At 45.2% G+C, this 12,619-nt stretch carries 13 protein-coding genes; 11 read left to right on the top strand and 2 right to left on the bottom strand.

Annotated elements, in window-relative coordinates; genetic code table 11:
* The coding region (locus ACKI5G_RS10575; RefSeq protein WP_407400195.1) for a prepilin peptidase at nt 1–565 on the bottom strand (565 nt) is incomplete at its 3' end.
* Between the two features lie 243 nt (nt 566–808).
* Here ACKI5G_RS10575 and cpaB point away from each other — a divergent pair.
* From cpaB to ACKI5G_RS10625, 10 genes are all read left to right on the top strand, one after another.
* Nucleotides 809–1,804, top strand: a complete 996-nt coding sequence (gene cpaB / locus ACKI5G_RS10580) for a Flp pilus assembly protein CpaB (RefSeq protein WP_407400197.1) — start codon at nt 809–811, stop codon at nt 1,802–1,804.
* Nucleotides 1,805–1,806: 2 nt separating this feature from the next.
* Complete coding sequence (locus tag ACKI5G_RS10585; RefSeq protein ID WP_407400199.1) at nt 1,807–3,132, top strand: type II and III secretion system protein family protein; 1,326 nt, start codon at nt 1,807–1,809, stop codon at nt 3,130–3,132.
* A gap of 30 nt (nt 3,133–3,162) precedes the next feature.
* The gene (locus ACKI5G_RS10590; RefSeq protein ID WP_407400201.1) at nt 3,163–3,975 is read left to right on the top strand and encodes a CpaE family protein; all 813 of its coding nucleotides are present in this window, start codon (nt 3,163–3,165) and stop codon (nt 3,973–3,975) included.
* Nucleotides 3,976–3,989: 14 nt separating this feature from the next.
* Complete coding sequence (locus tag ACKI5G_RS10595) at nt 3,990–5,123, top strand: response regulator (RefSeq protein WP_407400203.1); 1,134 nt, start codon at nt 3,990–3,992, stop codon at nt 5,121–5,123.
* A complete protein-coding gene (locus tag ACKI5G_RS10600; protein WP_407400205.1) occupies nt 5,113–6,081 on the top strand; it encodes a type II secretion system F family protein in 969 nt (322 codons plus the stop codon). The genes ACKI5G_RS10595 and ACKI5G_RS10600 overlap by 11 nt, the downstream gene beginning before the upstream one ends.
* 129 nt (nt 6,082–6,210) lie before the next feature.
* Nucleotides 6,211–6,441 carry a Flp family type IVb pilin gene (locus ACKI5G_RS10605; RefSeq protein WP_407400207.1) on the top strand — a complete coding sequence of 77 codons (231 nt, stop codon included), beginning with the start codon at nt 6,211–6,213 and terminating at the stop codon, nt 6,439–6,441.
* Nucleotides 6,442–6,545: 104 nt separating this feature from the next.
* Nucleotides 6,546–6,995, top strand: a complete 450-nt coding sequence (locus ACKI5G_RS10610) for a TadE/TadG family type IV pilus assembly protein (protein WP_407400209.1) — start codon at nt 6,546–6,548, stop codon at nt 6,993–6,995.
* A 38-nt stretch (nt 6,996–7,033) separates the two neighbouring features.
* Complete coding sequence (locus tag ACKI5G_RS10615) at nt 7,034–8,416, top strand: CpaF family protein (RefSeq protein WP_407400255.1); 1,383 nt, start codon at nt 7,034–7,036, stop codon at nt 8,414–8,416.
* Complete coding sequence (locus ACKI5G_RS10620; protein WP_407400211.1) at nt 8,416–9,369, top strand: type II secretion system F family protein; 954 nt, start codon at nt 8,416–8,418, stop codon at nt 9,367–9,369. The genes ACKI5G_RS10615 and ACKI5G_RS10620 overlap by 1 nt, the downstream gene beginning before the upstream one ends.
* 17 nt (nt 9,370–9,386) lie before the next feature.
* Nucleotides 9,387–9,740: a DUF192 domain-containing protein gene (locus ACKI5G_RS10625; protein ID WP_407400213.1), complete on the top strand. Its 354-nt coding sequence runs from the start codon at nt 9,387–9,389 to the stop codon at nt 9,738–9,740.
* Nucleotides 9,741–9,784: 44 nt separating this feature from the next.
* On the opposite strand, the gene ACKI5G_RS10630 is transcribed toward ACKI5G_RS10625, so the two are convergent.
* Complete coding sequence (locus ACKI5G_RS10630) at nt 9,785–11,056, bottom strand: pilus assembly protein TadG-related protein (RefSeq protein ID WP_407400215.1); 1,272 nt, start codon at nt 11,054–11,056, stop codon at nt 9,785–9,787.
* A 197-nt stretch (nt 11,057–11,253) separates the two neighbouring features.
* Here ACKI5G_RS10630 and trkA point away from each other — a divergent pair, with 197 nt between their 5' ends.
* On the top strand, nt 11,254–12,591 hold the full coding sequence (gene trkA, locus ACKI5G_RS10635) for a Trk system potassium transporter TrkA (RefSeq protein ID WP_407400217.1): 1,338 nt from the start codon (nt 11,254–11,256) through the stop codon (nt 12,589–12,591).
* Nucleotides 12,592–12,619: the final 28 nt, after the last annotated feature.

Here is a 12,619-nt window from a genome sequence, read left to right on the forward strand (position 1 = left end):
CAGTGATGGCAAAATATGGTCCGTAGGGATAATAATCCCTGCGGCCTCTTTTTTTGGTTATTAACAGCAGAAGGGCTACAATTCCTCCAAGAATGGAACCTGCCATCACCGTGGTAAGGAGGAGATCTGAACCCAGCCACAGCCCCATGGCACCTATGAGCTTCACATCGCCGCCACCGAAGCCTCCCCTGGTAATTACCGCCAGCAGGAAAAACGCCACAAAACTCGTAACGGATGCTACGAGACAGTCCACCAGCCCATCACCTGTTATCAGTAATCTGCTGATACCCAAAATGGCAAATAGGGCCAGCTGCTTATCAAAAATCACCTGCCACAAAAAATCAGTCAAAGAAAATTGCACCATAAAAAGGGAAACGGCAAAGACATATAGAATAATAGGGTACTGAATGCCGTATAAGTAACAGGCTGTGGCAACACACAGCAAAGGCACTATGGCTGCTATAACCATAAGCCATTTGTTTTCTGCCACCGGTCTTGTGACGGGAATAAAAATATCCAATTCACTCTCGTATTCACGGCTCAGATATTCGGACCAGGTCAGCAAACCGCGGCCCCCAAAATAACCTAAGATTATCAATAGGAGAACAAACAAAATGTTATTAAAAAAAATGTGACCAAACACCATAATCACCTGCTTAAAATATTTTTCGCAAATCCATAAGTATATTTTTCTTTTGCTGATATTTTTAAAAGAAAAATCTGAACAATTGCGTTATAATATACCTATAGTTTATTTTAGAATATTAAGTGCAATAAAACAATTTTTAAAATAAGGACAGGCAAAAAAATGAAACCAGAATTTAAAAAACAATTTTCTGAAATGGCTGAAAAAATCAGCTACAAATATTGGATAGTTTTCGCTGCCGTTGCCAGCATTTTGTTTGGCATCCTGTTATTTATTTATCTGGAGCAAAAACCGGAAACACCGGTGCCCGCCTATAACGGGGAAAAGGCCACAGTCATCGTGGCGGCCACGGATATTGCTCCCCGAACCCTTATTCAGTCAAATATGCTGACCACCAGGGAAATCCCTGTGGAATTTGTGCCGGATGATGCCATTACGGATGTAAGGGATATTGTGGGCAAGCCTGCCAAATTCCAGATAATGCGTGATGATATCGTCACCGACAGAAAGGTATTGATGGATATAAAGATGGCGGGCTTCACCGGCACCATTCCACCGGATTGCCGTGCCATATCCATAGGCATCAACGATGTTACCGGTATTTCCGGCTTCGCCAAGCCGGGAGATTATGTGGATGTATTGGTAGTGTCCGGCAGTGGCAACGATAACCGCATTACCTCCAACATAATTTTGCAGAATATCCTGCTTTTGGCCATAAATAAAACACCAATGTACAGTCAGCGCAATGTTGTGGTAAATACACCAGCCAATGGCGATGGTGACCAAAATAATAATGGTAATAACAATAACGGCAGTGCCCTGGGTAACAACCAGCCTGCACCAAGCAATACCGCTTCCTCCGGGGTGGCCACCGCCACTTTGGCAGTATCACCACGGGATGCCATGGAGCTTATAGCTGCAGCCCAGTCCGGCACTGTATACCTGGTACTGAGACCTTATAAGCCTAGAGATACCTTTACTACCAACACGGAATATTCCAAGGTAACAAATAAGGGGGCTACACCACAGGGAGGACAGCCTATACCGCCAGGTGGCAGTCAGCCTGTATCCAACGGGGCAGCAACTACTGCACCAGCCCAATCCTATGGTTCAGTTGAAGTTATTCGCGGTACCAAAGTTACCAGAGAGGGAGCCTAAAAATGAAAAAAACTATACATAATTGGCAACTTCATATAGCCACCATGCTGACCGCATTTATGCTGTTTCTGTCCACCTCAGTAGCAGCAGCCTACGTTCAGCCCCTCTATCTGGAGATAAATCAGTCAACCCTTTTTAATGCCTCCAGCTATGCTGACATTATCAGGGTGGCCATTGCAAATCCCGCCATTGCGGATGTAAATGTTATCAACAACAGAACCCTTAATATTATCGGCGTAGCCCCAGGCTCCACCAGTCTTACGGTGTGGACTGATGACGGTATGCAGCAGGACTTTATAGTTAATGTTTCCAATAAGGACTCCGGCACATCCAATGCCATCAGGCAGGCCATAAACATTCCCGGAATTCAGGTGGAAAAGGTAGGGGACAGGATTCTCCTTAAGGGAAAGGTTAAAAACCAGTATGAAAAACAGCAGGCCCACAGCGTGGCCGTTATGTTCGTAAGTAACCCTGAAAACGTCATCAATATGTTGGAAATGGACAACCCTACCCAGATTAATCTGGCAGCCATGGTAATTGATATTTCCAATGCTGACGCCAAGGATCTGGGCATTATGACAGGCTCCAGCGGTACTGTCAGGACTGAAGCAGGGGATTTCAGCGGTATATCCTTTGGCAGCTTCTATGGTGGTCAGGATTTCAAGCAGTTTGGCCCCCATGTATACAACAACATTAATTTTAAGCTCGGCCTTCTTATAAAACAGGGAAAGGCCAGAATCCTTTCCAGACCAAATGTCACCACCATGAGCGGTGAGGAAGCTGAAATTCTCATTGGTGGCGAGATTCCACTGCCTACTTCCAATAAAAACGGTGATGTTTCCATCACCTGGCGTGAATACGGTATTAAGCTCCATATCAAGCCTACCGCTACCCCTGACAACAATATTACCACAGGGGTAAATGCAGAAATCAGTTCTCTTGACAGCAGCAATGCTGTAACAACCAGCGCGGGCACAATTCCGGCCCTCCTTTCCCGTAAGGCTTCCACCGTTATTACCATTCCGGATGGTGAAACCATGTCCATTGGTGGCCTTATGAACAACAGTGAAAGCAAGAATGTAAACAAGATTCCTCTTCTCAGTTCCATTCCTATCATTGGCGAGTTCTTCAAATACACCAGCACCTCCAGAGATCGTCATGAGCTGGTTATCCTTATCACTCCTACCATCGTAAACAGCGGTGATCCATTAAAGGTATCCCAGCCATTTGCCAATGCAGTGGAGCAGGCCAAGCAGGAGTATACCGACATGAAGGAAGTAAATCCAAATGATTTGGATGTGCTAAAGAAAAATTATGAAGAAAAATAATTCTGATGCAGTTTTTTCGGAGATGAGCGTATGGCTGAAGAACAAATTAACGGTGTCATTATAACCTTTTTTAGTACAGCCTCGGCTGTGGGAAAAACCCTTATAAGTATAAATATGGCCTCAGAGCTGGCCAGAGAGGGCTATAGTGTGTGCCTGGCAGATTTTGATCTGCAATTTGGGGACATCAGAAATTATCTGCGCCTTACTCCCCAATATACCATTACAGACCTTTGTGACAGCATAAAGGCGGATTCAGGCAGCTCTCTGATGCCTATGCTCACTACCTACGCCTACGAAGGGGTATCCTTTCAGGTGATTCCGAATCCTGCTAAGCTGGAGGAAGCCTATAATCTTAACCCTGAAACCATTATTGATGTGCTGAAGAATCTGCGGATGCAATATGACTATATCATCGTAGACACCACATCCATGTTCAGCGTACTGAACCTGGCCCTTTTGGATATCAGTACCATCGTTACCTTCCTGGGAATTGTGGATTTCATTCCTACCATAAAAAATATGAAGATAGGCAATGAAACCCTCCGTACCCTGAACTACGATTCCAACAAGATTCGTCTGGTGCTGAACCGCAGTGATTCCAAAACCCATATCCAGCTAAAGGACGTGGTAAGTATACTGGGTGAGGATTTCTATCACATTCTCCACAATGATTTCATTTCCGCCAGAGAGTCCATAGCCACGGGAATTCCCCTGGTATTAAGCGGTCAGGATAGCGAGCTGACCCAGGAGCTTCGGGCTCTGGTGGCAAGATATACCAACAAGGGTTATCAGACTACAGAAACCCAAAAGAAAAATTCTTGGCTGTCCAAGATATTTAGTTAGGAGGTGCCTTCTCAATGATTAATAATAACATCATGCTGGTGGAGGGCAACCGACTTTATTTGGAGCAGCTTTCCAACATAATTCGGGAAACAGAAACCGTCACCCTTGTGGCCCGTTTCAGGGATGCCAAGGATGCCCTGGGGCAGGGCATGGTATTTACCCCAAATATTATTCTGCTGGATGCAGATAACCCTAATATTATGAATCTGTTGGAAGAGTTTCATCGGGTATATCCCAATGCGGATATTATATGCACCGGCGAAAAATGGTCTGCTGAAAGCTCCAGCCTCTATGTAAATGCAGGAGCCAAATGCTTTTTGGTAAAGCCTTTTTCCTCTGAGGAGCTGCTGGATGCCATTTTTGCCTTCAGCAAACCGGAAACCGGTGGCAAGGAAGCCAAGGTTATGACCTTCTTCAGTCCTAAGGGAAAAAGCGGCAAAACCACCCTTATAGCCAATTTGGCCATGGCCATCTCCAGAAAAACAAATGCCAGTGTGGGCATTATCGATGCTGATCTGCAGTTTGGGGATATGGCCTTCTTCTTCAACCTAAAGCCACAAAGCACTATTGTGGAGGCCGCCAGAGATACGGATTTCCTTTCCCCGGTGTCCCTTAATTCCTACTTTGTGCCCGTGGCCAAGAACGTGTCCATCCTTTGTGGTACCAAGGAGCCAAGCCTTATTGACAAGGTGAGCATCCACTCTCTGGAAAGCATCATCAATATGGCCAGAACCATGTTCCAGTACGTGCTTATTGATGTACCGGCGGGCTTTAATCCCACCTCCATTGCGGCGGCGGAAATGTCTGATACCACCTACATTGTTACCATGCTGAACGGCGGGTACGAGGTACAGCACATTCAACGCTCTCTGGATATTTTCACCACCTGGCCTAATTACAAGGAAAAGGTAAAGATTATCCTTACCCGTGTGGAGCCTTGTACCATTACTGCCAAGCAGGAAATGGAGGAAGTTATTGGCTATCCTGTGGTTGGTATAATTCCAAATGCCTATCTGGATGTAGCCACCGCCGCCGATGACGGACGTATGGCCCTTGATTTAAAGCCAAACAGCCCTCTCAGCCAGCGAATAAACTATCTGGCAGGGAGAATAACCAAGGAAAAACAGGACGACGACGATGATTTTTAAGCTAATTATGGCACTTCTTGCTGCCCTTATAGTTTTCAGCATATTTATGTTTTTTCTGGGCCGCAAGAACAGGGAAAAACAGAATATCAAGAAGCGCATAGCTTATTTTGCCGACTACCAGGCAGCCAATACAGCCTCTGGCAAAAAGGAAACTCTGGGGGATGTTCTCAAAAACCTGCTTCACCGTGGCGGTGAAATGCTGGAGCCCTTTAAGAGAAGCAATTCCTTTGAGCTGAAGCTGCAACAGGCTGACTGGCCCATTACAGGCTCGGAATTTCAGCTTGTTCTCACTGGCTTGGGGATATTGGGGGCCATGGCTTTCTTCGCCTATACCCACCAAATAGTCAGTATGTTTTTTGGCTTTATTTTTGGTGCACTGCTGGGATGGTCTGTACTTAATTTACGCATTCAGAGGCGACAGGCCGCCTTTACCAACCAGCTCAGCGATATGCTGAAAATGATTGCGGATGCCATGAGGGCGGGCTTTAGCTTTATGCAGGCCATGGAGCATGTGGCCAGAGAAATGGATGCCCCGGCCAGCCGGGAGGTGGAAAAACTCATGCGGGAAACCAATCTCAGAGTACCTCTGGAAACAGCCCTGGAAAATATGAGCCTACGGGTCAAAAGCAAGGACTTTGATCTGGTAATAACCGCTGTGCTGATTCAACGCCAGGTGGGGGGTAATTTGTCCCAGATACTGGACAGCATCAGTAACACCATTAATGCCCGCCTAAAAATGCGACAGGAGGTAAAAACCCTTACCTCCCAGGGAAGACTGTCGGGAATTATCCTGGCCCTGCTGCCCATTGCCCTGGCAGTATTCATAAATACCATTAATCCCAGCTACTTAAAGCCCTTATTTGATGAGGAAATCGGCCACATTGCCATTGGCATAGCAATTTTTTTAGAAATAATTGGCTTTATAGTTATTAAAAGGATTGTAAATATCGATACATAAGTAAATAATAATTCATTTTCTCCGTGACATTTTTACCAGAAAATTGTATTATTAATTCGTAGCTATTATTTGTTAATATTTTAGGACAATTATAGCTACATTAGTTTATCTTAAAAGGAGGAACGTATTATGAAGGTTATGCGTTATTTGGAGCAAAAGGCTCAGGGTATGGTGGAATATGCTCTGATTCTGGCATTTGTAGTTGGTATTGCAATAGCACTTACCAATAGTAGTGGGATTAAGGGAGCTATTGAAACTACCTTTAGCAATGTTACCAAAACTCTCAATGAGGCTAACGGCACTACTGGCACTTCCGGTGGTTCTAGCACTAGTGGTGGTTCCGGCACTGGCGGCAATTAATTCCTCTGGATGTATTTAGAAGCTACATCAGCGGAGGAACGCTAGTTGCAGTGACTGCATTCGGAAATCTTTAAAAGAAAAATTAAAACTGAGGAGGCAGAATTATGAAATTCCAAAAAGCACAAGCCATTGTGGAATTTGCATTTGTTCTGCCTCTTTTGCTTGTCTTTATTGTGGGCATTATCTACTTTGGCTTTGCCTTTGCGGACTATCTGATGCTGAGCAATACCACCAGAAGTATTGCCCATGAGGCATCTTTGGCCCAGGATACTGCCGCCCGTCAGACCATTGTAAAAAACAATATAAAGGATGTACAGCTCATCAGTGATATCTTTAAATGGGAGCCTGACAGAGAATCCGGGGGAAATAATCAGTATCTGGAAGTAAAAGATGAAAATAATGATGTGGTGGTAACTGCCAACGCACCTTATAATACAAATTCCTATTTTGGCAGGCTTATGAGAAATTTTGGCTCAAGCAGTGCCCTAAAGGGAATTAAGATAACATACACCATGTACCGCCCTAATTCCGGCAACTCCAATGGAGGTAGTTAGGCGGTTGTTGTGGTGCTTTGAAGTGGAGTGAGGGTACCTTGTCACTTTTGGAAAGATTAGGCCGCCCCAATCAGCGGAATGTTCAGGTAAGAATCTTTGCCTCCCTTTCCGTGGATCAGGTGGACAATTCCTTTCAGGAAATCAAATTAAAAATACATCATCGCATAGTGGAGGAAATGACTCCCGAGGAGCAGCGGATTTTATCCACCAAAAATCAGGATGTGTTGGAAATTGAGCACATCATAGATTCCTATGTCCAAAAGGTGCTGGATGAAAATCCCTTTGCCATTCCCAGAGGGGAGCGGGGCAGAGTTATCAGCGACCTTAGGGATGAAATGCTGGGGCTGGGGCCAATTGAGGGCCTCTTAAAGGATGATTCCATTACAGAGGTAATGGTAAACGGTCCCCGGAAAATATTTGTGGAGCGTATGGGCAAGCTGATACTGACAGATATTACCTTCCACAATGATGAACACCTGATGAATATAATTGAGCGGATTATTTCTCCGTTGGGTCGCCGCATTGATGAGGCCTCCCCATTGGTGGATGCCCGTCTTAGTGATGGCTCCCGTGTCAATATTATTATCCCCCCACTGTCCTTGGTGGGGCCGGTGGTAACTATCCGTAAGTTTTCCAAAAAGCCCTTGACCTTTGATAATCTCATTAATTTTGGTACCCTGGACCGTAGAATGGCCAAATTCCTCCAGGCCTGCGTGGCAGCCAAAATTAATATACTGGTAACTGGTGGTACCGGCTCCGGTAAAACCACCACCCTTAATGCCCTGTCATCCTTTATACCAAGCAATGAACGCATTGTCACCATTGAGGATGCGGCAGAGCTACGGTTGCAGCAGCCCCATGTGGTAACCCTGGAATCCCGCCCTGCCAATATCGAAGGCAAGGGACAGATTACCATTCGCGATCTTGTAAGAAACGCCCTGCGTATGCGCCCTGACCGCATTGTGGTGGGAGAGGTGCGCTCCGGTGAGGCTCTGGATATGCTGCAGGCCATGAATACGGGCCATGATGGTTCCCTTACCACCGCCCATGCCAACAGCCCAAGGGATGCCCTCAGCCGTTTGGAAACCATGGTACTCATGTCTGGCTTTGATTTGCCTGTAAAGGCCATCAGAGAACAGATTTCCTCTGCCATTGACCTGATACTCCATCAGTCCCGCATAAAGGATGGCAGCCGCAAGATTACCCATATAACTGAGGTTCAGCATTTAGAGGGTGATACCATTACCACCCAGGATCTGTTCTATTATCAGATGACGGGTATGGACGAAAACGGCAAAGCCATGGGGCGCTTCGTGACCACAGGTCTGCTGCCGGGCTTTTTGGACAAATTCCAGACCAACGGCGTAGAATTGCCGGATGAAATGTTCCAGAATATGGGAGATGAGGGAGGAATGTATTGATGATGTTAGCCCTTCTTTTTTCCATGTCTGTGGCATTATTGATATTTTTGCTTTGCTTCGCCTTCATAAAAAAATATGTGGTGCCCCAATCCACCTATCAAAAGCGCCTTAACTCCATTAACGACCTGAACACGGTGGATGCCAGCCGCTTAATGAACAATATGCCCATAAACCGGGAGCAGGAAAAGGAAGACCTTTCCTTTTACAATAGGGTAATTAAACCCCTGACGGAGAGGCTGGAAAAGAATTTCTTTGAGCTGACCCCTTCTTCACTTACGGGTACTATCCAACATAAACTGACGGTGGCCGGCCTTAAGCAAAAGCTGTCAGTAGGAGGCTTTTCCATTATTTGGGCCATCTTTGTGTGCTTTGCCACCTACTTTGCCTACAGATATGCCAGCTATCATAATCTGCCACCAGTACAGATTGCCCTTTGGCTGGGACTGGGTTTTATCATTGGTGGTTCCCTGCCATTAATGATACTTAATTCAATTATTACCAAACGGCAGACCAAAATATTAAAACAGCTGCCGGAGGTTTTGGATTTGATGTGTGTCAGCGTGCAGGCTGGTCTCACCTTTGATGCAGCCGTAAAAAAAATCGTCCAGCGCACCCATGGACCTCTCATTGACGAATTAAGAGAAGCCCTGGATGATATGAGCATGGGCGTAGCCAGACGTATGGCCCTTAAAAGTATGGCCAGCCGCTGTGAGGTGCCGGAGCTGTCCTTATTCGTATCCTCCATAATACAGGCAGAACGCCTTGGTACCAGTATCAGCAATACCCTTACCATTCAAGCCGACAATATGAGGGAACGGCGACGACAGTCCATTAAGGAGGAAGCCTTAAAGGCTCCCATAAAGATATTATTTCCGTTATTATTATTTATATTCCCGGCTTTGTTCGTGGTAATATTGGTGCCAGTTATATTAAATCTGATTAAGCAATTCTAATACCGGAGGACTGTAAAATGATGATTTTAACCATAAACTGCGACCCTAAGGAAAAATTTAGACTTACGGTGGCAGATAACTTTTTAAAAAGATTTTTGGGGCTTATGGGGCGATTCAGGCTGGAGCCCAATACTGGACTGCTGCTGGCCCCATGCAACAGTATTCACATGATGTTCATGCGTTTCCCCATTGATGTAATCTTTTACGATGAGGAATATAATGTGGTAAAGGTGGGCACAAACCTAAAGCCCTGGACGGGAATATGCGTTGCCCCGGGAGCCAAGGGAGCTATCGAGCTTCCTGCAGGAACCCTAAGCCGTCTTTCCCCTGAGGCACTTACCAATATAAAAATAGAACCGGAATCTTCGTGATACCTTGAGTATCCGAGGATCCGGTTCTTTTTTGTTTCTTTTGTTTACAGTGCCTGACTGATATTAACCAGGTTTACTTTGTAGCTGACAGAGCCAGCTCCAGAACCTCCAGCCCCTGAGCCGGAGCTACTGCCTCCTGCACCCATGCTGGTATAATTTCGCTGGATATAATATCCCTGGCTTTGCAGCTGGATTCTATTGCCCGCCACAATACTGCCATAGAAAAGGTGATGATTATCATTAATATGGACAGAACCAAAGGGGGCGTAAATATCTCCCATAAAGGTACCGCCATTACAATTCATCCAAAAATCCCCTGAACCGTTATGTATAAGCACTATTGGCCTGCCGCCGGTCATATCGGCAGAGGTATTAAAATTATTAATGTTATCGCAAATGATATACAGTGGTTTATTGGTATCGCCACTAATGGCTTGGGTGATATTTACATTCAAGTTGGGAATATTATAATAAATCACATCCACCCCTTGGCTGCTCAGCTTATCTAAAAAACTACTGTCCAGATTTTGCTGGTTTTGGTCCGTAATCCTATAGGTTGAATCCGCCGTCATCAGCTGCTGCACTGTATTACGATAATAACTCGTTACCTCCAGACTGCCATTATATTCCGGAATATTGACATACCCCTGTCTTGTAGCTTCATTTACGGTAATTTGGCTATTACCATCGGCACCAAAGGCCTCTGGTTTCAGGTAGACATTCTTTGAAGCCTCATTAAAGGCACTCTCGTCACCAATAACAATATTGCCTTCATAGGTAGAGCAGTTATTTTTATTTTGGGAAATATCATGATTATCAGGATTTTGGATGGAATTAACCGAATCAAAGCCCTGCTTGGCAGTAAACAGATTATCAAATAGGACAAAGCCACCGCTATTACTTCCCGGCGCACTCCGTTGTACAAAAATCTGGGCACAGGCAGCGGCACTTATTTCCGTATCAGAGCCTATTTGCGGGAAATAGCGCAAAAAAAACAGTGGAACCCTTTCCTTTATAACAACCACATAATAGAATTTTCTGTTCTTCTCTTCTATTTTAGGTGGTGATTTAAATGATGCCCTCTCATCATTTATAGTTACATAACCTTGGGCAAATGAATTTGCAGTCTCCAGATCGCCACCGCTTTCCGCATAGGCGTTTCCTCCAGCCAGAGCCGCCGCATCCGCTGCATTTTGCAGCTTGGAGTAGTGGGCATATAAATTTCCCAAATCTATCGCCAGGCCGGCAAAGCACATCAAAAAGGGAATCAGCGCCGCAAAGAGAATAATTACCGCCCCCCGCTGTTCCTTTATCATAGCCTCACCCCTTTCATTACCAATAAGTAATTCATTTATGTTTACCTTATATTATACAGCACTTTTCCATATCATGGCTAACATTTATTTTCATATTAACATTTAACTTTTATCATAATCCATAATGATGGTTTTTTTTGTCAAAATAGAGTATGATATAGCTTGAAATATTGTTAGATTTTATAGGAGGTTCCATCGTGCGAATCGTTGTAGTTGGCGCGGGAAAGCTGGGCTATTCCATCGCTGAACGCCTTTCCCAGGAAGAATATGACGTAATTGTGGTGGATAACAATGCAGCCCGTCTGCAAAATGTTCAGGCCAGTCTGGATGTTCTGGCCATTGAGGCCAACGGCTCCAGCCCTATTACCATGAATAATGATGACATCCGTGGTGCCGACGTCCTTATAGCCGTTACCGCCACCGATGAGGTAAATATGGTGTCCTGTATTCTGGCCAAAAAGCATGGCATTAAGCGCACCATTGCCCGTATAAGGGATATGCAGTTCATTTCCGAAGCCAAGGAATACCTTAAATCCAACTTTGATATAGACCTTATGCTAAATCCTGAACTGATTATGGCCATGGAAATAAATCGTATTCTCATGGTTCCGGCAGCCCTTAATATTGAGGACTTCGCCGATGGTCAGGTCCGTCTTTTTGAGACCAAAATTAAGAAGAAATCTCCTTTGGCCAACATAAAAATGAAGGATTTGGATATGCCAACCACCATTATGGCTGCCATGATTTTCCGTGGTCAGCGCATGATTCTGCCCCATGGTGATGATTCCTTCCAGCCTGGAGATAATGCCTACTTTATTGGTTTAACCCAGGATATTGATACCTTCAGCAAAAATCTGGTGGAGCGCAATGCCTCCAAGCTGAACAAGGTCACCATCGTAGGCGCGGGACGTATGGGACGTTTCGTGGCCACCATGCTTGACAAGCAGCATGTAAAGGTAAAAATTTTCGATACCAAAAAAGAACGGTGCCGTCTGGTAGCCTCCATGTTTAAGTACCACGGCAAGGCTATCTGGGCTGATGCAGCGGATATCAACAAAATGCTGGAGGAGGGTATCAACGAAGCTGATGCCCTTATCTGCCTGACAGACGATGATAAACTGAACTTCCTGCTGGCCCTTTTGGGCAAGCATCACGGAGTCAAAAAGACCATTATCCGCCAGGCCAAAACCGACTACAAATCCATTTTGACTGAATTGGGTGTGGATATTTCCCTTTCCTCCAGAATATTGGCCACCAATGAGGTGCTGGCCTTCGTTCGGGGCAATTCCGCCGTATCCCTGTTGCAGGATGCCAGAGCTGAGGTTACGGAGGTGACCATCCAGGATGGCTGCAGCGTCTGCGATAAAAAGCTCATGAACGCCAAACTGCCAAAGTCATGTCTGCTATGTGCCTTTGTAAAGGACGATGTGGTGGAGATTCCTAATGGTAATACTGTGCTGGCTGCCGGTGGCAGAGCCATTATCATTACTGAAAAACAGGAAACCACCAAGGTTTTAAAATATTTTCACAAATAAAACGCAAATTTCAGCGTTAAAGGATAAA

Origin of the sequence: Anaerovibrio sp. (assembly GCF_045637405.1) — a bacterium.
Lineage (GTDB): Bacteria > Bacillota > Negativicutes > Selenomonadales > Selenomonadaceae > Anaerovibrio.